This is a genomic window from Acinetobacter wanghuae (genome assembly GCF_009557235.1).
In the GTDB taxonomy this organism is placed as follows: domain Bacteria; phylum Pseudomonadota; class Gammaproteobacteria; order Pseudomonadales; family Moraxellaceae; genus Acinetobacter; species Acinetobacter wanghuae.
Window position 1 is genome coordinate 561,148 of record NZ_CP045650.1, and the last position, 25,418, is coordinate 586,565.

21 protein-coding genes are annotated in these 25,418 nt (G+C 42.1%); 13 read left to right on the forward strand and 8 right to left on the reverse strand.

All coding sequences use genetic code 11. The annotated features are described in order from the left end of the window. Positions 1-81: 81 nt before the first annotated feature. Complete coding sequence (locus GFH30_RS02565; RefSeq protein ID WP_153370761.1) at positions 82-1,338, reverse strand: MFS transporter; 1,257 nt, start codon at positions 1,336-1,338, stop codon at positions 82-84. A gap of 230 nt (positions 1,339-1,568) precedes the next feature. On the opposite strand from GFH30_RS02565, the gene rpmI reads away from it, so the two are divergent. The 3 genes from rpmI to GFH30_RS02580 all read left to right on the forward strand — a co-directional run bounded on the left by rpmI (position 1,569) and on the right by GFH30_RS02580 (position 3,008). Then, on the forward strand, positions 1,569-1,763 hold the full coding sequence (gene rpmI, locus GFH30_RS02570; protein WP_004278281.1) for a 50S ribosomal protein L35: 195 nt from the start codon (positions 1,569-1,571) through the stop codon (positions 1,761-1,763). Between the two features lie 11 nt (positions 1,764-1,774). Beyond that, positions 1,775-2,134, forward strand: a complete 360-nt coding sequence (gene rplT / locus GFH30_RS02575; protein WP_153370762.1) for a 50S ribosomal protein L20 — start codon at positions 1,775-1,777, stop codon at positions 2,132-2,134. Positions 2,135-2,477: 343 nt separating this feature from the next. Continuing rightward, entirely contained in the window at positions 2,478-3,008 is a 531-nt protein-coding gene (locus GFH30_RS02580; RefSeq protein WP_153370763.1) for a P-loop NTPase family protein, read from the forward strand. Here the strand turns inward: GFH30_RS02580 and GFH30_RS02585 are convergent. Then, complete coding sequence (locus tag GFH30_RS02585; RefSeq protein WP_153370764.1) at positions 3,005-4,021, reverse strand: hypothetical protein; 1,017 nt, start codon at positions 4,019-4,021, stop codon at positions 3,005-3,007. The two genes, GFH30_RS02580 and GFH30_RS02585, sit on opposite strands and share 4 nt — an antisense overlap. 159 nt (positions 4,022-4,180) lie before the next feature. Here GFH30_RS02585 and pheS point away from each other — a divergent pair, with 159 nt between their 5' ends. The 3 genes from pheS to GFH30_RS02600 all read left to right on the forward strand — a co-directional run bounded on the left by pheS (position 4,181) and on the right by GFH30_RS02600 (position 8,013). Further along, positions 4,181-5,161 carry a phenylalanine--tRNA ligase subunit alpha gene (gene pheS / locus GFH30_RS02590; RefSeq protein WP_153370765.1) on the forward strand — a complete coding sequence of 327 codons (981 nt, stop codon included), beginning with the start codon at positions 4,181-4,183 and terminating at the stop codon, positions 5,159-5,161. Between the two features lie 177 nt (positions 5,162-5,338). Continuing rightward, entirely contained in the window at positions 5,339-7,720 is a 2,382-nt protein-coding gene (gene pheT, locus GFH30_RS02595; protein ID WP_153370766.1) for a phenylalanine--tRNA ligase subunit beta, read from the forward strand. After that, the gene (locus tag GFH30_RS02600) at positions 7,717-8,013 is read left to right on the forward strand and encodes an integration host factor subunit alpha (RefSeq protein ID WP_067731076.1); all 297 of its coding nucleotides are present in this window, start codon (positions 7,717-7,719) and stop codon (positions 8,011-8,013) included. Before pheT ends, GFH30_RS02600 begins: the two co-directional genes overlap by 4 nt. A gap of 108 nt (positions 8,014-8,121) precedes the next feature. On the opposite strand, the gene GFH30_RS02605 is transcribed toward GFH30_RS02600, so the two are convergent. The 3 genes from GFH30_RS02605 to trxA form a co-directional block, all read right to left on the reverse strand. Continuing rightward, positions 8,122-8,370, reverse strand: a complete 249-nt coding sequence (locus tag GFH30_RS02605) for a hypothetical protein (RefSeq protein ID WP_153370767.1) — start codon at positions 8,368-8,370, stop codon at positions 8,122-8,124. A 418-nt stretch (positions 8,371-8,788) separates the two neighbouring features. Next, positions 8,789-10,057, reverse strand: a complete 1,269-nt coding sequence (gene rho / locus GFH30_RS02610; RefSeq protein WP_005095808.1) for a transcription termination factor Rho — start codon at positions 10,055-10,057, stop codon at positions 8,789-8,791. 323 nt (positions 10,058-10,380) lie between these two features. Continuing rightward, positions 10,381-10,707 carry a thioredoxin gene (trxA, locus tag GFH30_RS02615; RefSeq protein WP_153370768.1) on the reverse strand — a complete coding sequence of 109 codons (327 nt, stop codon included), beginning with the start codon at positions 10,705-10,707 and terminating at the stop codon, positions 10,381-10,383. A gap of 265 nt (positions 10,708-10,972) precedes the next feature. Between trxA and ppx the strand changes: the two genes are divergently transcribed. Genes ppx through GFH30_RS02640 form a run of 5 tightly spaced genes read left to right on the forward strand, consistent with a single transcriptional unit; the run spans position 10,973 to position 16,088 of the window. Next, entirely contained in the window at positions 10,973-12,520 is a 1,548-nt protein-coding gene (gene ppx, locus GFH30_RS02620) for an exopolyphosphatase (RefSeq protein ID WP_153370769.1), read from the forward strand. A gap of 3 nt (positions 12,521-12,523) precedes the next feature. Beyond that, a complete protein-coding gene (locus GFH30_RS02625) occupies positions 12,524-13,348 on the forward strand; it encodes an acetyl-CoA carboxylase carboxyltransferase subunit alpha (protein WP_153370770.1) in 825 nt (274 codons plus the stop codon). Next, entirely contained in the window at positions 13,285-14,682 is a 1,398-nt protein-coding gene (tilS, locus tag GFH30_RS02630) for a tRNA lysidine(34) synthetase TilS (RefSeq protein ID WP_153370771.1), read from the forward strand. Before GFH30_RS02625 ends, tilS begins: the two co-directional genes overlap by 64 nt. After that, positions 14,660-15,499 carry a pyrroline-5-carboxylate reductase gene (gene proC, locus GFH30_RS02635; RefSeq protein WP_153370772.1) on the forward strand — a complete coding sequence of 280 codons (840 nt, stop codon included), beginning with the start codon at positions 14,660-14,662 and terminating at the stop codon, positions 15,497-15,499. Before tilS ends, proC begins: the two co-directional genes overlap by 23 nt. A gap of 19 nt (positions 15,500-15,518) precedes the next feature. Continuing rightward, positions 15,519-16,088, forward strand: coding sequence for a YggT family protein (locus tag GFH30_RS02640; protein ID WP_153370773.1), 570 nt, complete (start codon positions 15,519-15,521; stop codon positions 16,086-16,088). 208 nt (positions 16,089-16,296) lie between these two features. Here the strand turns inward: GFH30_RS02640 and polA are convergent, their stop codons facing one another. Beyond that, on the reverse strand, positions 16,297-19,059 hold the full coding sequence (gene polA / locus GFH30_RS02645) for a DNA polymerase I (protein ID WP_153370774.1): 2,763 nt from the start codon (positions 19,057-19,059) through the stop codon (positions 16,297-16,299). A gap of 157 nt (positions 19,060-19,216) precedes the next feature. On the opposite strand from polA, the gene GFH30_RS02650 reads away from it, so the two are divergent. Continuing rightward, positions 19,217-21,928: a DUF2339 domain-containing protein gene (locus GFH30_RS02650; RefSeq protein WP_153373338.1), complete on the forward strand. Its 2,712-nt coding sequence runs from the start codon at positions 19,217-19,219 to the stop codon at positions 21,926-21,928. Between the two features lie 112 nt (positions 21,929-22,040). On the opposite strand, the gene GFH30_RS02655 is transcribed toward GFH30_RS02650, so the two are convergent. Together GFH30_RS02655 and GFH30_RS02660 are read right to left on the reverse strand one after the other, a co-directional pair. Further along, positions 22,041-22,964: a mechanosensitive ion channel family protein gene (locus GFH30_RS02655; RefSeq protein WP_153370775.1), complete on the reverse strand. Its 924-nt coding sequence runs from the start codon at positions 22,962-22,964 to the stop codon at positions 22,041-22,043. A 9-nt stretch (positions 22,965-22,973) separates the two neighbouring features. Next, positions 22,974-23,771, reverse strand: a complete 798-nt coding sequence (locus GFH30_RS02660) for a hypothetical protein (protein WP_171500981.1) — start codon at positions 23,769-23,771, stop codon at positions 22,974-22,976. 130 nt (positions 23,772-23,901) lie between these two features. Between GFH30_RS02660 and gspE the strand changes: the two genes are divergently transcribed. Beyond that, the gene (gspE, locus tag GFH30_RS02665) at positions 23,902-25,389 is read left to right on the forward strand and encodes a type II secretion system ATPase GspE (protein ID WP_153370776.1); all 1,488 of its coding nucleotides are present in this window, start codon (positions 23,902-23,904) and stop codon (positions 25,387-25,389) included. Positions 25,390-25,418: the final 29 nt, after the last annotated feature.

Consider the following 25,418-nt stretch of genomic DNA (forward strand, 5'->3'; position numbering starts at 1 on the left):
CTTTTTTAAATGATGCAAATGGGAAGGAGCAAGCCCTGCGCAGTATTTCTTGAATTAGAAATACTGGCAAGTAGAAAATGCTTATTCTGGCTTGGAGGCTTTATTGATATCGACCTTAAATAAATCTTTGGTTTTAACCCAACTTAAGCCAACCACACAGAGCGTCACACATCCACCAAAGACAGTCGCCATAATTGTGCCCATATATTTGGCAGCCAGCCCAGATTCAAATGCACCGAGTTCATTACTGCTTGAGACAAACATGCCATTGACCGCAGCAACACGACCTCGCATATTTTCAGGTGGATAAATTTGTAAAATGGTTTGGCGAATCACCACCGAAATACTGTCGCAAGCACCCGTCATGGTCAGGGCAAATAAGGACAGCCACATCGAATTTGAAAATGCGAACAGTAGGGTAAAGACACCAAAGCCTGCTACCGCCAATAACATATTGCGCCATGCATGATGGGTCGGTGGAAAACGCGTTAAAGCAATCATGGTGAGCAAAGCTCCAATCGAAGGCGCAGCACGTAAGTAGCCTAAACCTTCAGGACCCACCTTTAAGATATCTTCGGCAAAGATCGGTAGCAAGGCAATCACACCACCAAATAAGACTGAAACTAAATCGAGTGAAATGGACCACAGCACGATTTTGGTTTTCCAAATAAAGCGAAAACCATCACCTAAACTACGTAGTACATTGTCGGTTCCAATTTTTGGAAAAGTACGTTTCTCTAAGAAGTTCAGCAAAATAAAACAGACGGTGAGTAAGCCAACCACACTAAATAGACTGGTTTCACGCCCTAAAAAAGCCAGCATAAAGCCGCCTAGCATTGGACCAATAATCACACCACTTTGCCAACCAATGGTCGTCCATGTCGCGCCATTGGTATACAACTCACGCGGAATCAAAAACGGTTTAAGTGATGTTGCGGAAGGACCATAAAAGCCACGAATCGTACCTAAGCAGAATATCACCGCATAAATGCCCAGTGACAGCTGTGTAACAGAAATTTTCTCTAACCCGTATTGGTGAAACAGCATCCATAAAATCAGCGGCATCGGAATACAGAAAAATAAACAGATTTTCATAATGGTCTGTTTATTAAAGCGATCTGCGAAATAGCCACCCCACAAGGACAGGGCAATAAAAGGAATCGCTTCGGCTAGACCAATCAAACCTAAGGTCAGTGGATCTTTCGTGATTTTATACAGTGAATAGGCAACAATAATTTCTTGAATCAAAATAGCCAACGTCAGGCAAAATTGATTAATCGTGACAATAGAAAAGTCGCGATAACGAAGCGCTGCAAAAGCATCAGATTGGATAGGCATGTGTCAGGGCATGAAACAAAAAGTAAGCAAATTATAGAACGTTATTTATGTGCTGCTGCGATTTCATCATGCAATCTTTATCGAAAATAATACTTAGTCGGAATATCCATAATAAAAAAGCCGAGTGCTTTTGTTTTACTCAAAGATGCTTTAGAATACTCGCTCCCTTACCTGCAGGTCGTTTTTGCAATGGTGCAGACGTTCCGAACAGGTGTTCAAAAGAGGTTGTTATGCCTAAGATGAAAACTCGCCGTGGTGCAGCTAAACGCTTTAAAGCGACTGCTAACGGTTTTAAGCGTAAACAAGCGTTCAAACGCCACATTTTGACCAAAAAATCTGCTAAGCGTATTCGTCAATTACGCGGCTGTGTAATGGTTCACGTAAGTGACGTTGCTTCAGTTCGCCGTATGTGCCCGTACATCTAAGGAGATTATAAATGGCTCGTGTAAAACGTGGTGTACAGGCTCATCGCCGTCACAAAAAAATTCTTGCTCGCGCTAAAGGTTACTACGGTGCTCGTTCACGTGTTTATCGCGTAGCGTTCCAAGCAGTAATCAAAGCTGGTCAATATGCTTACCGTGACCGTCGTCAAAAGAAACGTCAATTCCGCGCTTTGTGGATTGCACGTATCAATGCTGGTGCGCGTCTAAATGGTTTATCGTACAGCCGTATGATTTCTGGCTTGAAAAAAGCTCAAGTAATCATCGACCGTCGTGTACTTGCAGACATCGCTATGCATGACGCAGTTGCATTTGCTGCTATCGCTCAAAAAGCGAAAGACGCATTGGCTGCATAAGTCTTTATGACTTAAAAAAAGGCCGCTTTTAGCGGTCTTTTTTTATATCTATGATTTTTTAATGTCATAAAAACAGATGATATGCACTACTGATATGGCTGTTAAAAAACGTTCAAAAGAAAAATATAGCGTGACACAATAAGCTAGCGTTCATACAAGATTGCAGTTTTTAGAGGGGGCGAAAATACGCTGCTATACAATTTAAAAGCGCCAAAATATAAAAGGGAGATGGCGCATTCAAGGGTGACTAAAATCACAGCAAAGCTTTACGTTCTTTATACTTACAACCCGTATAAATCTATTACAGTAATTGATCTTCCATCAATAATGATCAGCTCCGAATATGCAGCGCATCAATGTGGTTGGAACATCTGCATCAGGTAAATCCACTTTTTCTCGTCAGCTCGCAGGGCACTTAAATCTTGCCTATATTGAATTGGATAATTTATTTTGGCTTGATGATTGGCAACAAAGTCCCGATGCGGCGTTTTTTGCCAAGATTCAACAGGCAATTGATTCAGCTACACATGGTTATGTGATTGATGGCAACTATACTCGTAGTATTCCCATTAAATGGGCAGAATTAGACACTGTCATTTGGCTCGATTTACCTTTTTCTGTGAATTTCTATCGTTCAGTGAAACGAGCAATACAGCGCAGCTTGATGCAAAAGCAACTCTGGTCAAATTCAAATAATACAGAAAGTTTAAAACAGCTTTTTAGTCAAGATTCCATTGTATGGTGGATGATTAAGACACATCGCAAGAATCAAAAACATTATCTTCAGCTAATGCAATCACCTGAATATCAACATATCCGATGGATTAGATTGCAATCTGTCCGAGAGATGAATACCTTTCTGGCAAAGATTTAAAGCCCAAAATAATAACCAATCACACAAATCACAATGGTAATTAAAATGAGTTTAATGACACTTGATGCTCCTGTATGTGACGTATTGGGGCGTTCAATTTTGGCTGATGTATGGCGATTTTCAGTACTCACACCTGCGAGGGGATCTGCTGCTGCCTGCGCTTGAATCTGTGCAGTTTGATAATGATTTGCGACCTTCACAATAAATTTTGAGTGTAGATCTTCAATTTTCTCAGCGAAATGTCTTAAATCTAATTGTTGTTGAGGATTAAGCACTTCTCCTTCATCATTATAGGGATGTTGGATTTGGGCTTGAATAAAATCGTGCAGTGCATCAAAACGATACAGGCTTTCATGCGCATAATCCGCGTTGTAGTCGGTTGGCATGAGTGCCAATTTATTGCTGCTACCTACATCTAAAGCGGACTTTAAACCGTAGTAAGGCTGACCTATTTGCGTAGGATCTACAAAATCACGTGCAAATGGTGCATCAAATAACTCATGTTGTGTAAAGACTTGGATATCTTTCCAATTCGGTTGCTCAAGATCATGATCAATGCGTTTAGCAAATTTAGGCGTCAGTTCATAACGCCAAAAGACTTCATGACGTAGCGGGGACTGCTGTGCTTGAGGCGCTTCATAATCATTATCTGCGCTATACCATTCGGGTAATTCTTTACCAATAATCCATGCGTGTTTTTTATGTACTTCATGGCTTACAATGAAGTGTTCTAAAGCCAAAAGTTCAACATTGGCATTGGGGTTTTGTTCATCGATTAATAAGGTAGAACGATGTAAGCTTAAGCGTTTAACCCCTTGTTTTTTTAAGCCTTCGAGCCAAATTTGAAAATGTTGCGCCAATAAATGCTGCGAAAGTAAATCACGAAAAGCAAAGTGATGTTGATTAAAAATAGAATGCTGCACCCAACGGCTGAAACTTAAATCTTGGTTGAGATATTCATTTCCATACGTCACTAGCGTGAGTTGCTGCTTCCAAATTTGATCGATTGCCATAGTGATTTGATCTGATTGATAATGTGTTTATCTTATACTTTTTATATTTGCCCACGCTATTCTAATTTTCATTAAAACGATACTTCATCCTCGTGTCTAAAAACTGTTAGAATATCTGGTTTTTAAAAATATTTTTAACCTGTTGCTTTGAGAGTTACTATGTCACTGGAAGCCCTGACCACTGAAGCGCTCGCTGCGATTGCAGCAGCGGAAGACCTTGCTGCACTTGACCAAGTACGAGTGCAATTTACGGGGAAAAAAAGCCAGCTCGCGGAACAATCTAAGTCGCTTGGTAAAATGGATCCTGAACAACGTAAAGAATTTGGTGCACAAATTCACGCGGTTCGTGAAGCAATTACGGCGGCTTTAACTGCGCGTCAAGCTGAGCTGCATAAAGCTGCGCTAGAACAAAAACTTGCGAGCGAAACAATTGATATTACTTTGCCCGGTCGTGGCCAACAGGTGGGCAGTATCCACCCAGTGACCCAAGTACAAGAGCGTATTTGTCAGTTCTTTACCAAAGCAGGTTTTACGGTTGCCACCGGTCCTGAAGTTGAAGATGACTATCACAACTTTGAAGCGTTGAATATTCCGGGTCATCACCCTGCACGTGCCATGCACGATACTTTCTACTTTGACGTGAATCATTTGCTACGTACGCATACGTCTGGTGTGCAAATCCGTACCATGGAAACACAACAACCGCCTATCAGCATTGTGTGCCCAGGTCGTGTTTATCGTTGTGACTCAGATCAAACCCATTCACCGATGTTCCATCAAATCGAAGGTTTATACGTGGCTGAAAATACCAGCTTCGCAGAACTCAAAGGTTTGTTGATTAACTTACTGAATGAATTCTTTGAAAAAGATTTAAAAGTACGTTTCCGTCCATCTTATTTCCCATTCACTGAGCCAAGTGCAGAAGTGGATATTATGGATGAACGCGGTAAATGGCTTGAGGTTCTCGGTTGCGGTATGGTGCATCCGAATGTACTTCGTGCTGCGGGCATCGATCCTGATAAATATAAAGGCTTTGCATTTGGTCTAGGTGTAGAACGTTTTGCGATGCTTCGTTACGGTGTGAACGACTTACGTATGTTCTTCCAAAATGATGTGCGTTTCTTACGCCAGTTTGCTTAAAACTTTTTATTAAATCCTCTCCCTAAGATTGGGTGAGAGGAAAATTGATATTTTTAGATTTTAAAAATCCCCCTAAATCCCCCTTTGTAAAAGGGGGACTTACACGCAATAAGTAGAAGTGTGGGTGCTTCCCCTCTTTGTTAAAGAGGGGTTAGGGGAGATTCAGGAAATGAATATATGAAAATTAGCGAAAATTGGCTACGCACATGGGTCAACCCAGCCATCGATAGCGACACTTTGTCTGACCAATTAACCATGTTGGGTCTAGAAGTCGATGATTTATCGCCTGCTGCAAAACCATTTACCGGTGTTGTTGTTGGTGAGGTGCTGACTGTAGAGCAACATCCCGATGCAGACCGTTTACGTGTAACGACTGTCAATATTGGTTCAGGTGAGCCATTACAAATTGTATGTGGTGCGCCAAACGTACGTGCAGGTATGAAAGCACCGGTTGCGACCATTGGTGCGGTATTGCCGGGTGATTTCAAAATCAAAAAAGGCAAACTCCGTGGTGTTGAATCACAAGGCATGCTTTGCGGTGCATCTGAAATTGATTTAGAAGACAAAATTGATGGTCTTTTAGAATTACCTGCGGATGCACCTGTTGGTGTCAACGTACGTGAATACTTAGAACTTGATGACAATGTCATTGATATCAGTATCACGCCAAACCGTGGTGACTGTTTCAGTATTCGCGGGATCGCACGTGAAATTGGGGTGATTAACCAATTGCCTGTGACTGCGCCTGAAATTAAAGAAGTGGCTGCAACGATTTCTGATGAAAAGAAAGTTGTGGTTGAGACGGATGGTTGCCCACGTTATTTAGGTCGTGTCATCAAAAATGTGAATACCAAAGCAGCTACGCCTGTTTGGATGGAACGTGCGCTTGCACGTGCAGGTATTCGTCAGCACAGCATTTTGGTCGATATTACCAACTATGTCTTGATGGAACTTGGTCAACCACTGCATGCTTTTGACGGTGGTAAGGTTGAAGGTGCTGTTTATGTGCGTCAAGCAACAGCCGCTGAGAAACTTACACTTCTGAACGAACAAGAAGTCGAGCTGAGTGAAAAAGTGATGGTGATTGCGGATGATACTAAAGCATTGGCAATTGCAGGCATTATGGGTGGTTTGTCTTCAGCTGTGTCTGATAGCACCACTGAAATTTTCCTAGAATCTGCATTCTTCGATCAATTGTATATTGCAGGTCGTGCGCGTAGTTTCGGTCTACACACGGATGCCTCTCAGCGTTATGAACGTGGTGTGGACTTTGAATTGCCATTGATGGCCATGCACCGTGCATCACAGTTAATCTCTGAACTTGCTGGTGGTGAGTTTGGTCCAATTACTGTCGCTGAGAAAGCAGAGTTGCTTCCGAAACGTGAAGCAATTGAGCTGAATCAAGCACAAGTGGATCAACTGCTTGGTTATAAAGTTGAATCAGACTTTATCAGCGATGCTTTAACACGTTTAGGTTGTGATGTAACAGTTAAGGCGCAAGGTGAATGGCGTGTTGTTCCACCATCGCATCGTTTTGATATGACCATTTACCAAGACTTGATTGAAGAAGTGGCACGTATTCACGGCTATGACAACATTCAAATCAGCTTGCCTGTGATTGATGTGAAATTGGCAAAATACCAAGATCAGTTTGAGCTCGGTCAATTGCGTCAAACTGCGGTCACTTTGGGTTATCAAGAAGCGATCAGCTTTAGCTTTGCAGATTTAAAACTTGAAAAACAATTGAACCCAAGCATCAATCCATTGGCATTGGCAAACCCAATTTCAAGCGATTTAGCGGTGATGCGTTCGACTTTACTTTCAAGCTTAATTCCATGTGTACAACATAACGTCAATCGTCAGCAAAGCCGTGTGCGTTTCTTTGAGCTGGGTTTACGTTTTGATTATCAAGATGCAGCAAGCATTCATGACTTAAAACAGATTCCAACCTTTGCACTGGTGGCAACAGGTTCACGCACGACTGAATCTTGGCATGGTAAAGCACAGCCAATGGACTTCTTTGACTTCAAAGGTGATATTGAAGAGATCTTAGCTGCTGGACGTTTAAATGTTGAATACGTTCGTTCAAAGCGTAGTTGGTTGCATCCTGGACAGTCTGCAGAAATTTTAGTCGATGGAAAATCAATTGGTTACTTGGGGCGTTTGCATCCTTCATTAGAGTCTGAACTTGATTTAGCGACCACTTGGGTGGCTGAATTGGATCAAAAGGCTGTTTTGCAAACTTATGTATCTAATTTTACAGAATTATCACGTTTTCCATCGGTTCGACGTGATATTGCGCTTTTAATTAGTGATAAGATTAATGTTAGCGAAATTCAGGGACTTATCGAAAAAACAGGCGGAGCGCTTTTAGGTTCTACTTGGTTATTCGATGTGTACACTGGGCAAGGGGTAGAAGAAGGTAAACGCTCACTTGCATTTGCACTTCTTTGGCAGCATCCGACCCGTACATTGGAAGATGCTGAAATTAAATCCGGTATGGATAATATCCTTCAAGTGTTGGAAAACACATACCAAGCGACATTGAGGGCTTCATGACAGCACTAACTAAAGCAGAGATGGCTGATCATTTAAGTGAGCTCACGAGTTTGAATCGTCGTGAAGCAAAACAAATGGTCGAGTTGTTTTTTGATGAGATTAGCCAAGCGCTAATCTCTGGCGAGCAAGTCAAACTATCTGGTTTCGGTAACTTCGAGTTGCGTGATAAACGTCAACGCCCAGGCCGTAACCCGAAAACGGGTGAAGAGATTCCAATTTCTGCACGCCGTGTCGTCACTTTCCGTGCGGGACAGAAGTTCCGTCAACGTGTGGGGACAGAGCAGGTCGATTGATCTGCTTTTTTATTTTGATTCGTGTACTTTGCCTAGAAATCTCGATTTCTAGGCATAAAAAAAGAGAGCCAATGGCTCTCTTTTTTTGACTTAATAATCTATAACAGATTATTGAGCTTCAGAAGCAGCAGCTTCTACAACAACTTCAGAAGCAGCAACTTCAGAAGCAGCTTCAACAGCAGCAGAAGCTTCAACAGCAGCAGCGTCAGCAGCAGCTTCAGCTTCAGAAGCAGCTTCTACAGCTTCAGATGCAGCAACGTTAGCGTCAGCAGCAGCTTCTTCAGTTTTTTTAGCACAACCAACGAAAGCTAAAGTAGTAGCAACTGCAGCAGCAATAGCGATTTTTTTGAATAACATGGCATCACTCTCTAAAATATGAGATTAAAAATAACCGACGTTAGCCTGTTGTGTGCTTTTATTATTCCTAATTGTGTTAGGTACTAACAACGCAGGAGCAGTCTAACTGGTCTGCAAATATGCTATCACTGCGCCTTTTTAAATGCTACTGCCTAACATCAAAAAAACGATAAAAAACACGAAATATTGCGAACTTCTTAACAGAAAATAACAATTAATAGGTGGCTTTATATTGGAGAAAGGCGCGTTAAGCATATAAAAACAAAACAATTTTTTGTTCAAATATTTTATTTATCATTTACTTGCAAATAAACTTACATTAAATAGATGGCTTTGTGTCTTTATGTAAGTTGTGTCAACCAAAAAAAAGGCCATCGTTTAGATGACCTTTCATTTGAATATAAACTGAAGTCTTAGCTTAGTTTGATGCTTTACGTTTCATTTGATCGAAGAAATCATCATTGGTTTTGGTTTCTTTCATGCGATCTAGTAAGAATTCCATTGCTGCAAGTTCATCTTGAGTATGCAGGAGCTTACGAAGAATCCATACTTTGCGTAGATTATCTTCAGACATGAGACGTTCTTCACGACGTGTGCCTGATTTTTTGATGTTCATGGCAGGGAATACGCGTTTTTCAGCGATACGGCGATCAAGCGTAATCTCTTGGTTACCTGTACCTTTGAATTCTTCGTAAATCACTTCATCCATTTTACTACCTGTTTCAATCAAGGCAGTAGAAATGATCGTCAATGAACCACCTTCTTCGATATTACGTGCAGCACCGAAGAAACGTTTTGGACGTTCTAGGGCATGTGCATCCACACCACCGGTAAGTACCTTACCAGATGAAGGAATGACAGTGTTGTAAGCACGTGCAAGACGGGTAATTGAGTCAAGTAGAATCACAACATCTTTTTTGTGTTCAACCAAACGTTTTGCTTTTTCAATCACCATTTCAGCCACTTGTACGTGACGAGCAGGTGATTCATCAAAGGTCGATGCAACAACTTCACCGCGAACGGTACGTTCCATCTCTGTCACTTCCTCTGGACGTTCATCAATCAGAAGAACGATCAGAATTGCTTCAGGGTTGTTACGCACAATTGATTGCGCAATGCTTTGTAGCAACATTGTTTTACCCGCTTTTGGCGGTGCAACAATAATTGAACGCTGACCTTTACCAATCGGTGCAACCAAGTCAATCACACGTGTGGTTAAATCTTCAGTTGTACCGTTACCCAATTCCATCACCAATTGCTCGGTTGGGAAAAGCGGAGTTAAGTTTTCAAAAAGAATTTTGTTACGTGAGTTTTCAGGCGTGTCGTAGTTAATTTGATTTACTTTTAGTAAAGCAAAATAACGTTCGCCTTCTTTTGGTGGACGAATCGTACCGGTAATGGTGTCGCCAGTGCGTAGGTTAAAACGACGAATTTGAGAAGGGCTGACATAAATGTCGTCAGGACCTGCTAAATATGAACCTGCCGCAGAGCGTAAAAAGCCAAAACCATCTGACAAGATTTCTAGAACGCCATCACCAAAGATTTCTTCGCCATTCATTGCATGACGTTTTAGGATGGCAAAAATGATATCTTGCTTACGGTTACGAGCCATACCTTCAAGGCCCATAAACTCAGCAATTTTGATGAGTTCGCCAATCGGTTTTTTCTTAAGTTCGGTTAAATTCATAGGTGGTCAGATAGAATCAATATTCTGAAGGTGCAGGTTAGATTAGGGAGTAACATTCGGCCGCATACAAGCATTCAAACGAAAGCAATTGAATTTGCACAAGAACAATTCAGAGGTCTGATTGATTGTTTCAATGAAAAATGTGAAAAACAATTTCTATTGCCGAGCGGCATCTTATGTATTGTGTCTTGTAAGAAATTGACAGGATTTGACATCCTTGATCTCTTGAACATGCAATATAAGAGATCGCACTAAGTTTGTCAATTTATAGGCGAAAAAAATACGCAACCGTTGGTCGCGTATTTTTAAATGAAAAGCGTATCTTAGATATTTTCTTCGATGAACGCTGTTAATTTAGATTTAGGTGCAGCGCCCACTTGAGTACCGACAACTTCACCGTTTTTGAACATCAATAATGCAGGGATGTTACGGATGTTGTAGTTCACAGCTGTTTGTTCGCAAGAGGTCACGTCTACTTTAACGATTTTCACTTTACCTTGGTATTCTTCAGAAAGCACTTCAAGTACAGGTGCAATGGCTTTACAAGGCGCACACCAACCAGCCCAAAAATCTACCAGTACAGGCACGTCAGATTGAAGTACGTCCGCTTCGAAGTTAGCGTCAGTTGTATTTACGATGTTAGCAGACATGGAATGCTCCAAAATATTTTATAAAAAGATAGCTATATGGATATAAGTATTACATAGCCAACTTTAACAATGTAGAGGTATATGCAAATTTTCAACCGAATCGCATATTTTGTCTAATTGATGCTCACGATAGATACAATCGTGTTACACAATGCTCAGATCTATAGGCAAAATAATAACGTATTCAAATGTCGATACAAATGACTTTTCAATTGCTTGTAGGTGAATTACTCTAAGCACAATGCGTTCAAGGTTTATTTCCGTAATGTCTGATTTTTTAATTGATGAAGAATTACTTGCAGCCATCGATATGGGGTCAAATAGTTTCCACTTAGCGATCGCACGGGTAGATCATGGCGAAGTGAAAAAAGTGGCATCGATGTCCGAAAAAGTTCAGCTTGCGGCAGGCTTGGATGAAAATAAAAATTTAACAGAAGCCGCACAGCAACGTGGTTTGGCATGTTTGGCACGTTTTGTTGGACGTTTAGGGGCAGTGCAACCCAAGCGCTTACGTATTGTGGCAACCAATGCCTTGCGCCAAGCCAAAAATGGGCATGAATTTATTCAAAAAGCCGCAGAAATTCTACCTAAACATATTGAAATTATTGCCGGTCGTGAAGAAGCCCGCCTGATTTATTTGGGTGTTTCGCATACTATGGCAAATTCGGGTCGTCGTTTGGTGGTCGATATTGGCGGTGGTTCAACCGAGCTGATTATTGGTGAAGAATTTGAGCCCATTCATACTGAATCGGTGCAAATGGGCTGTGTGGCATTTACCAAAGCATATTTCCCAGAAGGTGAAATTAGCCACAAAGCCTTTGAAAAAGCCATGACTGCGGCACGTAAAGAAATCTCAGGCATTGTGAACACCTATAAAGCTGCGGGTTGGGATGCAGTGGTGGGTTCAAGCGGTACGATTAAAGCTTGTCGTCAAATCTGTATTCATATGGGGTGGAGCAATGACAAAGAACAGCTCACCCGTGAAGGCTTAGATAAACTCAAAGATAAATTACTGAAATATAAGCATGTATCAGAAATGGAATTTGAAGGTCTTAAAGAAGACCGCCGCGCAGTTCTACCTGCGGGCATTGCCATTTTATATGCAGTATTTGAAGTTCTAAATATTAAATCCTTGGTGTATTCAGATGGTGCGCTACGTGAAGGCGTCATGTATGACCTATTAGGTCGTTTCCAACATGAAGATATCCGTGATCGTTCGGTACATGCGCTCATGGGGCGTTATAATGCCGATGCTAAGCAAGCAGAGCGTGTGGTACAAACCGCACAGCATTTATTTGATAACGTCGCTAAAGATTTACATTTAAACAGTGATGATGGTGATTTATTACGTCGTTCAGCTTATTTGCATGAGATTGGTTTAGCGATCAGTCACAGTGGCTATCATCGTCATGGCGCTTATTTGTTACAGCATTCAGATATTGCGGGTTTCTCGCAAGTCGATCAAAACTATTTGTCACATTTGGTCGCGCATCATCGTCGCAAATTGCGCTCAGATGCCAAGCATGATGTGATGAAAGTGGGTGGAACGAAACTTTTACAGCTCTGTTTACTGCTTCGTCTGGCGATTTTGGTCAATCACAGTCGTAGCGATGAGATGCTTCCTGCCATTGAACTTAAGGTCAAGAATGCGCAACAATGGCAGCTCAGTGTGGTTGGTGATGCCAAACAATGGCCATTGCTGGTTGCTGAATTGCACGACGAACAAGTGCAATTTAAGAATTGGGAGATTGAGCTCTCCATTCAATCTGAACAATTTGTTGATGAATACCTCGGTAAGGATGAAAACGGTTGAGCTATGAAGAATAAAGCGACTCCATCAAAAGCATGGGCGACAGTGCAAATAGCACGTCATCCTGAACGTCCACAATTTTTGGACTATGTGGGTGAAATATTCACTGAATTTGATGCTTTACATGGTGACCGTCTGTATGGCGATGATGGCGCAATGATTGGTGGTTTGGCTCGCTTAGATGGTCAACCTGTCATGATTGTGGGTCAGCATCGTGGTCGTAGCACACGTGAAAAATTACAACATAACTTTGGGATGAGTAATCCTGAAGGTTATCGTAAAGCGCAGCGTCTTTTAGATATGGCAGAACGCTTTAATCTGCCTGTATTTACCTTTATTGACACCATGGGTGCATATCCGGGTGTCGGTGCAGAAGAACGCGGTCAGGCAGAAGCCATTGCAACCTCTCTTGCGCAACTTTCAAACTTAAAAGTCCCTGTGATTGCGACAGTACTTGGTGAAGGTGGTTCAGGTGGTGCACTCGGTATTGGTGTGGCTGACCGTGTGATTATGCTGTCACATAGTATTTATTCGGTGATTTCACCTGAAGGCTGTGCGTCTATTTTATGGAAAACAGCAGATAAAGCAGAGCAAGCCAGTGAAGCTTTGGCATTGACTGCCGATAAACTCAAGCATATGGGTATTGTGGAATATGTTGTCGATGAAGGTGAAGGTGCTCACCTAAATACACAACAGGTGATGGACAGTCTTAAAGCTGTGCTTAAAGAAGCATTAAGCGAATTGCAACCGATGGAAGCACAACAACGATGCGAAGCACGTTACCAACGTTTAATGAAGTTTGGCAGCGACAACTCAGGTCTCGTGTCTTAAAACAACTGCAGGACTTTCCTGCAGAGACAAAATTTCTCATTGGATGTAGTGGCGGCATAGATTCTATGCTGCTGTTGCATCTGATGTTTTTTTTGTGCCCTGAAAAAATTCGCGCTATTTATGTTGATCATCAATTGCAAAGCCTCAGTTCAAGTTGGGGTGAATTTGTAAGAGCAGAATGTGCGACATTAAATATTCCGTGTATCGTTCAAGCGGTGCATGTGGCTGAAGGTAATTTAGAACAGCAAGCGCGCCAATCTCGTTACCAAGCTTATCAGCAGCATCTTCAAGATAATGAAATTCTTGTACTTGCGCATCATCAGCAAGATCAAGCAGAAACCCTGATGCTGCGTTTACTTTCAGGCGCAGGGGTCGATGGCTTATCTGCAATGAAACGTGTCGATGTACGTGAAGAATTCAGCATTTGGCGACCTTTATTAGATATTTCCCGTGAGCAGATTTGCCAATGGGCACATGATTTAAATATTTCACATATTGAAGATCCAACCAATCTCGACACACATTATGATCGTGCTTGGGCGCGTCAAAGCGTATGGCCATTATTGACGGAACGATTTCCAAAAATGCAATCCGCCTTGGTACGTACCTCGGATTTAATGCAAGATGCGCAAAGTATTTTGCAAGACGTATTGCATCAAGATTTAGCAGCGTGTGGCACAGCAGATGTTTTGTCACTTGCTCAGCTGATGTCTTTATCTGTAGCACGCCAACGTCAATTGCTTTCCTATTGGATGAAAGGTGACAGTCAATATCGTCCTTCCTTTGACATGGTGGAGCGGATTCAGCGCGAAGTGATTCATGCCAAAGCTGATGCACAAGCTGCGTTGCATTGCCAAGGGTATTATTATGTGCGTTATCAACAGCAATTATATCGTCTTAAAGCTGCGGATTACTTAGCTGAACAGCAGCAAAAAAATATTGCTCAAAGCATTAAATTACACCTCAACGCTAGACTCACTTTACCTTCAGGCACATTTTTGATTGCAAGCTCAGCGATGGGGCTCTCAGCAGAATTGCTCAATACCGATTTAAAACTGACCCCCCGTGAAGGTGGAGAGAAGATTCATTTACAGGGGCGTGTCGGGACATGGCCGCTGAAAAAAGCTATTCAAGAAGCGCAAATATTTCCATGGCAACGTCATACAATTCAAATATTGAGCAAAGATAATGTTATCCTAGGGGTGTTTACGCCCAATGGATTTTGGTTAGCCGCATCCGCCTATTGCGTGGCAGATGGTTGGCTACCCCTTCGGTCTTTTCAACCTGAGAACTCAACGACGAGCATTAAACATGAGTGCAGCTTTAAATTGTAATATTAGTTTTATTGGTGGTGGTAACATGGCTCAAGCCTTAATTGGTGGCTTGATTTCCCGTGGTTTACCCTCGACACGTATTACAGTTTCAGATCCTGTTGAAAAAGTACGTCAACTTCTTCAAGAAAAAGATGTACAAGTCACAGATGATAATATTGCTGCAGTCAAAGATGCGGACATCGTTTTATTTGCCGTAAAACCTCAAGTTTTGGCAAAAGTCCTTGAGCCGTTGAAAGGCTTGCTTCATGACAAATTGGTAATTTCAATTGTGGCAGGCGCAGAAATTTCGACGCTCGCTGCGTTGTTAGGTACAGATCGCATTGTACGTGTGATGCCAAATACACCGGCTTTGGTTCAAACAGGTGCACATGGTTTATATGCTCATTCGAATGTTGATACAGCTGACCGTGATTTAGCTAGCCAAGTGCTTGCCTCTACAGGCTTAACCATTTGGGTGAATAATGAGGCACAAATCGACGCGGTGACCGCGGTATCGGGTTCAGGACCTGCTTATTTCTTCTATATGATGGAAAGCATGATTCGTGCAGGTAAAAACTTAGGTTTAGATGAAAAAACGGCAACAGAGCTGACTTTACAAACAGCTTTAGGTGCTGCACAAATGGCGATTACCAGTTCAAATTCGCCTGCAGAATTACGTAAAAATGTTACCTCGCCAAATGGCACGACTCAAGCTGCACTTGAAGTCTTTGATCGCGCACAGATTTCACAAAATATTCAAGCCGCATTGGCCGCAGCACAAAAACGCAGTCAAGAACTTGCTCAAGAGCTTAGCGACAGTAGCAAATCATCAGTTTAATTTTTAGGAACGTTCCATTATGGGTGCAAATTCTGCGCTAATTTTTGGCATTATCATTAACGTTGCGATTTTGCTCGTATTTTTCCGTTTTTTAATGCAGTTGGCTGCCGTAAGTCCATACAATCCTGTTGTTCTTTCCACTGTGAAAGCAACCAAGATCGTGGATATTTTTGGCAGTATTATTCCGACTTTAGGCAAGGGGCGTGTGAATACTGCGGCACTGGTCTTATTGGTCGTGCTGTATCTACTGAAAATATTCGGTGAGAATCATCTATCAGGTACGTCTTTAAGTGGGCCTGTTCATCTTGTAATTCTGACCTTTGTGACGATGATTCAGGACTTAATTCGCTTCTGCCGTTACTTGATCTTTGCCACGATTATTTTAAGTTGGGTGGTGATGTTTACTCAATCGCGTTCACCTTATATTGAAGTGATTCAAGAATTGGCTGAGCCTTTACTTGCACCGTTTCGTAAAATTATGCCGAACATGGGCATGATTGATTTATCTCCAATTTTAGCGATTTTAACCTTGCTCCTCATTGAAATGATTATGAGTAAAGTGGCGTTTGTATTGCTTACGGGTCTGTAATTTAAAAGATCATAAAAAAAGGACGCCCCGGCGTCCTTTTTTATTTCTTTAACACCTCTCTTTTTAAAGGGAGGTTAGAAGGGATTTTAAAATCTTCCTAACCCTGAACAAGTTAAAAGTATTGCTTTTAACGAAGTGCAAGGTAAAGAGGAGCTAAAGTTGGAATCTCCCCAAACCCCTCTTTAGCAAAGAGGGGCTTAAAGGCGTATTAATGTGCCTCATCCCAATTCATGCCTTTACCCACTTCCACAATCAGTGGCACAGAGAGCGTCACGACAGATTGCATCACTTCAGCCAGTTTTGGTGCTAACTCATCAGCGATATCGGCATCCACTTCAAACACCAATTCATCGTGCACTTGTAGTAGCATTTTGGCTTGATCTTTCGGGAGCATTTTTTCGACTTCAATCATCGCCATTTTAATAATATCTGCCGCAGAACCTTGTAATGGTGCATTAATTGCTGCACGTTCCGCGCCTTTACGCACCATCATATTGCGTGCATCAATGTCTGGTGTATACAAGCGGCGACCTGAAATAGTTTCGACAAAACCTTGATCTAGTGCGACTTGGCGCGTGCGCTGCATGTATTCGTAAATACCCGGATAACGATGGAAATATTGCTTGATGTAGTCCTGCGATTCTTGACGGGTAAAGCCCAATTGGCGGGTTAAACCAAACTCAGACATACCGTAAAGTAGACCGAAGTTGACCGCTTTAGCTTGGCGACGTTGATCGTTAGTGACATCGTCAAACGCAATTCCCAAGACTTCAGCCGCAGTACGACGATGTACGTCCTGACCGTGATTGAAGGCATGTACCAAAGCTTCATCTTGTGAGAAATGCGCCATTAAACGCAATTCAATTTGCGAATAATCGGCTGCAAGTAACACGCGACCTTCAGGGGCAACAAAGGCTTTACGAATTTGGCGCCCAATTTCTTCACGCACTGGAATATTTTGCAAGTTTGGATCAGTAGACGATAAACGACCGGTTGCAGTGAGTGCTTGATGATAACTGGTATGTACACGTCCGCTATCGTTGTTGGCTTGTTTTGATAAGCCATCGGTATAGGTGCTTTTCAGTTTAGATAAGCCCCGATATTCCAAAATCAGCGCTGCAATCGGATGGTCGAGTTTTTCTAAAATGCTTTCACTGGTGCTGTATTGACCCGTCGAGGTTTTCTTGCCGCCTTTTAAGCCTAATTTTTCAAACAAGACTTCACCGACTTGCTTCGGTGAGCTGACATTAAAGCTTTCACCTGCCAATTCAACAATTTGATTTTCTAAATTTTGAATGGTTTGTGCAAATTCTTCACTGAGTTGATCTAAGAAATTCACATTCAATTGAATGCCATTTTCTTCCATTTGCGTTAAGACACGTGCCACAGGCATTTCAATACGATGCAAAATTTCGCTCAGTTCAGGATGAGCTTTCAGTTTTTCATCCAATACTTCATACAAACGATAAGTAACATGCGCATCTTCAGCGGCATAATGTGCAGCTGTTTCAATCTCAATTTGATTAAAGGTTTTTTGTTTTGCGCCTTTACCTGCGACTTGCTCAAAAGTCGTGGTGAAATGACTTAAGTACAAGCGTGCAACATCATCCATACCATGACGTGTTGCTACAGAGTTCAGCACATACGATGCCAACATGGTATCGAAATACCAACCTTTTAAATGAATGCCATGATTTTCTAACACATGCGCATCATATTTCAGATGGTGCCCAATTTTATCAATACTTTCATCTTCTAAAATTGGTTTAATTTGGTTTAAAACGGTGTCGCGGTCAAGCTGCGCAGGCGCGCCTTCATAATCATGTGCAAGTGGCACGTAATAGGCGTCTTTGCCATCAAATGCCACTGAGAAACCGACAATTTCTGCAATACGATAATCCAAACTCGTCGTTTCAGTATCAAAGGCAAAACGTTTTTCAGTGCTTAAACGTTGAAAGAGGGCATCCCAATCGGCTTGCATTAACACCGTATGATAGGTCGCTTGTCCGAGTTGATCATCACCGCTAGTTTGGCTTGCTTGATCTTCAATGGCTGCAACAGACTCAGGGGTTTTGGCACTGATCGATTTCGCTGCCTGTTTATAATTGGCATTGTTTGGATTATTGGGATGATCTAAAGACTGTAACTGATTACGGAATTCGAGTTCAGTATATAAGGCACGTAGTGCTTCGACATTTGGTTCAGTAATGCGTAAATCGTCATAAGTCAGATTGAGGTCGAGATCAATAACAATGCTCGCCAATTGATGGTCAAGGGTAATGCCTTCAACGCTATCTTTAATATTTTGACCAACTTTCCCTTTAATTTTATCGACGTTTTCTAAAATACCGCCAATCGAGCCATATTCCGTCAATAATTTGGCTGCAGTTTTTGCCCCAACACCAGGAACGCCCATAATGCCATCAGAGGCATCACCCATCAGCGTTAGATAATCAATAATTTGATGTGGCCATACGCCAAATTTATCAAAGACGCCTTGCACGTCCATCGGTTTATCTTTAAAGCTGTCTTCTAAGGTCACTTTTTCCGTGACCAACTGCGCCATGTCTTTGTCGCCAGTCGAAATTAGGACTTGATGACCTGCAGCTTCAGCACGTTTTGCAAGTGTGCCAATGACGTCATCGGCTTCTGCACCGGGTAAGGTGTGCAATGGAATACCAAGCGCACGAATCAGTGCATGCAAATAAGGAATTTGTTCGGACAAATCATCCGGCATGCTAGGGCGATCACCTTTATATATCGGTGACAACACGTGACGAAATGTCGGTTCAGGCGTATCAAAAATGACCGCCATATGCGTTGGTCCAATACGGCGCATCAATTTTTGGATGGCAGAAATCGCACCACGGATTGCGTTGGTGTGCAAACCGGTTGAAGTGGTTAATGGTGGCAGTGCGTGGTAGGCACGAAATAAAAAGTATGAGCCATCGACCAAAACAAATGGTGGCATTGAAAGATTCCTTATCCAAATAACCTTGTTATTGTACGTGATTTTTAGGGTGTACGCAGAGACAACACGATACACAGCTTATCGAATATTGTGCGAAGATGAAATAAGCAACGAAAGCTGATATATCATGGAACGCTAAGGATGTGGAATGACAAGAATGACAACAGGACGAAATGAATTGCGCATGATTTGGCTGGTCAGTTTACTGATTTTAGCGGCAAGTACATGGTATTTAGATCAACGCGTATTAAGTTTATTTTGTGGTTTGGGTTTTTTGGTCAGCGTGATGCAATACGTGACGGCTGTTCAAGTCCCAACGGAGTCGATGGCGCAAGCGCTTAACGTTCCTATTCGGCGTAATTCCAAAGTTCCTCTGTATATTGCTTCTATTGTGGCAGTAATTGGTGCTGTGAGCGGCTTAAATTGGCTCATGGGAATTGGTATCACAGCATGGATTTATTTTCTATTACGCTGGTTGCAACGGTTAGAAATTTCGATGCTGAGCATTCAAACGCGGCTGCAACATCAACATACTGTAAATCAATCTGTGGTTTTGCCAGCGCTAACTGAACATATAGACACGCAACAAGTCACAGCTACGTCAGAGAATAGAGACAGTAATTTTGTAGAACAAATCCAAGCTTGGATTTTTCAGGGAAATCCGGTTTTAAAAGCTGCCATTGTGATTTTAATGGTTGGGGTGATTTTATTATTGCGTTTTGCCACTGAAAATTGGCAGATCAGTTTAGCAACTAAACTTGGCATCGTTGCTTTAGTCAGTGCAGCAGTGACCTTTATGGGGTATATGCTACAGCGCAAAAACCGAAGTTTTGCCTTAGCTTTAGAAGGCTTAGGGCTCGGGGTATTATTCCTGACGCTGTTTTTCGCCTATTACAACTTAGTCATTCCAGTGCTTATTGTCGCAGCAGTATTATTCTTGGGCATTATGCTCGTCACGCTTTTTTTAAGCTTAAAACAAGAAAGTGTTGAATTGGCATTAATGGCGATGTTGATTGCTTATATCGCGCCCTTTACCTTGCCCATCCGTGAAGCAACTTCTGTTGAATTTATCAGTTATTACTTGGTGATTAATCTTGCTGTTGCGGTCTTGAGCAGTTTAAGACCTTGGAAAATGCTGAATCAAATTGCATTTTTGATCACTGCCATTGTCGGTGGAATCTATGGTTTGCTGCATATCCAGCAGTCAGATCGGTTTATGCTGACCGCTTTGATTTTGGCGCATAGTGCGGTCTTTATTTGGCTCGGACTACGTTTCAGTCAATTACTCGCTCAATCCGATTTACATCAATTTAAACTCAAACCTATTCTTGACATTGCCCTTATTTTTGCAGCACCCATTACTGCTTATGCATTTTTATATCTCATTCATTTTAACGACATTATCTGGCAGGCAGGTCTGAGCTTAATTTTTGCTGTTGTCTTTGCATGTTGTTGGATGTGGACGCGGCGTAGTCAAACGATTGCCTTTGTCGCACAGAGTTATTTGAGTTTAATGCTGATTTTCTTGGCCTTGATTCCACCGATTTTGTTGAAAGGAGAGTGGAGCGTCATCGGATGGGCACTGGAGGGCGCAGTGATTTATGTATGGGCTTTAGAACGGAATGTAAATGTAGCGCGTTATCTGAGTATGGGTTTTTTACTCATGGCAGGCGCGTCAAGTTTGTATTATTTAGTTGAAATGAATCCAAGCCCCAATCATATTTTCTGGCTATTAAGCAGTGTGTATTTGATGGTGGTGCTCATCAGTCAGCTTAAAGCCAAGTATGAGCAACAACTCGATACTTTAGCAGTCAGTTTCCTCAGCCTGCTCAGTTTTTCGGGCAGTTTAATGTTGCTGATACTCATTCAAGACCAATTGCCATTTCAAGACAATGATGTATTGAGTCTACTGATTGTGGTGATCATCTTTAGCTTAATGAATGAGCTGATTTCGCGACAAAATAAAACTTGGACATGGTCACTTCCAAAATGGAGTGGGATTGCACCTTTAATGCTAATCGCCATTATTCTCATATTTGATCAGAGCCAAAATGCCATGATCATATGGGATAGCCATCAAGAACGTTGGACCTTTGCGCTAGCGGCATTGTTGCTCAGCCGATTATGGGTGCATCCAATTTCAGCGTTACATCTATCGAAAGAAGTCGTAAGTTTTGGGGTACTCCTCAGCTTAGCCTTATGTAGCTTAAGTTTTATTCCGACCTTGCCTTATATCAGTATGGTCATTTTACTGCTGCTGTTTTGTGGTTGGAGTTATCAGCAGAAAGCGCAATCGCTTTGGCATTTGATTTGGCAAACTAAGAGTAGTGTTGCACTGATGCTCACGTGGATGATCTGTTCTCAGCTCTTTAGTCAACACGCCTTTAGCGCTTATCTTTTGCCTATTTTGAATCCATTCGATTTGGTGAGTCTTGCTATGTTGACCGCATTTATGTGGGTATTGTTGCAACACATGAAACAAGAGCAAGATAAAGGCTTAATCGCTGTGATGATGGTACTTAGTTTACTGTGGCTCTCAAGCTATATTGTACTTCGCGCATTACATATTTATGTTCAAACCCCATTAAATAGCCTTGATGTTTGGAGCAATGCCACAGTGCAATTGAGTCTGACCATCCTGTGGGTATTGTTGGCATTTATGACCATGTGGATAGCTACATTCAAAAAACTGAAACCACTTTGGATCTTGGGTGGAAGCATTTTGGTGGTAGTGACACTGAAACTTGTATTATTAGATTTATCACATACGGGCACATTAACGCGCGTACTTTCATTCTTAATGGCAGGCGGTGTAATGCTCATCATTGCGTATATCGCACCGATGCCAGAGAGTTTAGAGAAGGAGTAGTGAGCGGTTCCTGACCTGCCTTCTAAACCACTGTCAGTTACGAGAAATATAAAAATAATGTCACTAGTACGCCCCCTCCGTGGGGAGAGGGGTATGAGGAATAGAATTTAAATTATTTTAGATCAGGCTCGCGTTTGATTGCTTCTGCATTGGAATATTGATCAATTTCTTCATTGTCTAAAGGTTGCGCAGGTGGTTGACCGACAAAGCCCATTTTCGGCACTGGAATTTCAATCTGATTCTCGACAAAGCCATTACGAATCCGTTCATGCATTTCATCTTTCACTTTTAAAAAGTTATTTTGTTGACACCAGATAGCGAATAACAATTCAATCGATGATTCACGAAAGGCAGTGACGGTAACCGCAGGTTTTGGATCGGAAAGAACCAATGGATATTTGCTCGCAACGTCTAACAACACCTCACGCACTTTAATAATATCTTCATGGAAATTAATCGCGAGTGTGATCGGAATACGCCGTATTGGGAATTTAGATAAATTATGTACAGGCGCGCGAATTAACTGCTCATTCGGGACACGGACATAGACATTATCAACCGTTAATAATTTAACTGACAATAAGTCAATCGAAATGACTTCACCTTCAACCGTATGACCGCGAAGCAACGTCAATTGAATGGTATCACCCACTTCAAATGATCCTTCGCCAATCAAGAACATACCGCTAATTAAATTCGAGGCAGACGTTTGCGAAGCAAAACCGATCGCCACCGAAAGTATGCCGGCCGCACCTAAGAAGACACTCAGTTTAAATCCAGCTTCTTTGAGACTTGCCATCACAAAAATTAAGAAGATGAAATAGAAAATCCCGCGTCGCCATACCAATTGTTGATGGGCATTAAAACGTGTACCAATGGTGCGAATAAACGCATTAGAGACAAAACGTGCGATCAAAAAACCAATGAAACATAGCACAATCGCCACCAAGATTTCGGTTAAACGATCGGTATTAATATTGGTAAAAATCCCTTTAATACTATTGGTGACTTCGCCTGAAATTGTAGAATTAGCCATCATCCACCCTTAGAAAAATGAGTCAAACATGTTGAAAAGTGTGCCCGCGGGGTCACGCGGTGGATGTAAATAGGCAACTTCACCTGCATTGGGCGGTGTTCTATTTTCAACGCGAATGCGAGGAGGGCGTTCCGAACTTTCATGCATAACTTTAATTTGTGAGGTCCATAAGCGTTGGGTACTTTCACTGAAAAATAACGGTAATGCAGGTACAGGCACATTCATCCGATCAAAGCGTAATTGCTGATGACTGGTATTATGAAATTCAATCGGCGTTACGGCACGAAAGGCACGTGGGCGGAGCAGTTGCAATTCAGTCCGCCCATCAACTGCTGTCGCATAGCAAACTTCACCAGTACGATGGTTCGGTCCAAACCAAGTGTCTTTGGGTAAAATCACTGGAATATCAAAGATTGGCTCTTTTTGCCCCTCAATAAAACCTGCAATCCATAACGGTGTACTGATATAGAGCGTGCCACGCTGACCCGCAGGAATATAAATCGGATCTACGGGTTTAATCACAACAGAGCGATCGGCAAGACGCGGCATCAGTTGAATCTTGTCTTGCGTCGATTTGAACATATAGCGTTCAATTTTTACTGGTTGCGGGAAGCCGAAATTTGCATCTTCTATCGTATGCCATTTTTGTTCGTAATCGTACTGCACAACCGGGCGATAATATTCTAAACGCCACTCTTGTAAGCCACGCGTGATCCGAAACAATAAAGATCCGAATTGCCATGCTTTAGATTGATTAATTTCAAATGCATACTCGCCCCACCAAGGCTGAATGGGTGCAGTTTCTATGGGTGATTCGGTGTGATCGAACGGCAATGCTGAGTCCTTTTCTGATGAATTCTTTGCAAACATACTTCACGCTGTCATATGCTTAGAGTACACTCAATTTAAATTTTTTCATCATTATTATAAGACTGCGATGCACGTACTTAAACAATTACAAATTCCTTATACCTTTGCCAAGCGCCATGGGGTGTTGTTGCGTTACGAAGGTGATCAAGCGTTCATTGTGCGTCGTGAAAATACATCGATGCTGGCATTGCAAGAAGCACGTCGCGTTTTAGGACATCCTGCACAGTATCAACTGTGTACTGAACAACAATTTAATCAGCTTTTAAGTAGTAGTTTTGCAGGCGATAGTGGTGAATCACAACAAGTTGCCGCAGGTTTAGAAGATCATCCCGATTTACTCAGTCTTGCCGACTCTGTCCCTGAAGCTGAAGATTTGATGGATCAGGAAGATGATGCTCCGATTGTACGGCTGATTAATGCATTGTTATCAGAGGCCATTCGTGTTGGTGCTTCGGATATTCACATCGAATCTTTTGAAAAAAAATTATCTGTGCGTTTACGTGTCGATGGTCAACTACGCGAAATTGTGCAACCGCGTCGTGAACTTGCACCGCTTTTGGTGTCACGTATTAAAGTCATGGCAAAACTCGATATTGCAGAAAAACGCATTCCTCAGGATGGACGTATTTCATTGCGCTTAGCCGGTCGTGAAGTGGATGTCCGTGTATCAACGTTGCCATCGTCTTATGGTGAACGTGTGGTGATGCGTCTACTGGATAAACAAGCGGGTCGTTTAAACATGACCCATCTGGGGTTAAAAACGCCCGATTATGATCGACTAAAGACCTTGGTTCATCGTCCGCATGGCATTATTTTGGTCACGGGTCCAACAGGTTCGGGTAAAACCACGACGCTTTATGCGGCATTGTCCGATTTAAATGACGGCTCAAAAAATATTTTAACTGCTGAAGATCCGATCGAATATCAATTAGAAGGTATTGGACAAACACAGGTCAATACCAAAGTGGATATGACGTTTGCGCGCGCTTTAAAAGCCATGCTACGTCAAGACCCTGATGTGGTGATGGTCGGTGAGATTCGTGATTTGGAAACAGCAGAAATTGCCGTTCAAGCCTCACTCACAGGTCATTTGGTTCTTTCAACCTTACATACCAATACTGCGATTGGTGCAGTCACGCGTTTAAAAGACATGGGGATTGAGCCATTTTTGCTATCGAGTTCGTTAATTGGGGTGATTGCACAGCGGTTGGTACGCACTTTATGTTCACATTGTACGACTTGGCACCAAGCCGATGAGTTTGAACAAGGCTTATTTGCTCATGTGCATGAAGGAACAGCCTTAGAATTGCCTAAGCCAAATGGTTGTGAACATTGTTCTAATACTGGCTTTATGGGACGAACTGCCATTTATGAGATTGTCCCTGTCGATGATCATATGCGCCGTCTTATTCATGGCAATGCGGCTGAATATGACATTGAACGTTATGCACGTCAGCTATCAGGTTCAATTCGTGATGATGGTTTACGTAAAGTCCTTGCAGGAAAAACCACAGTTGAAGAAGTGCTACGCGTGACCAATGAAGCTGCTGAGTAGTTAGAAAAAAACCGCATGAATGCGGTTTT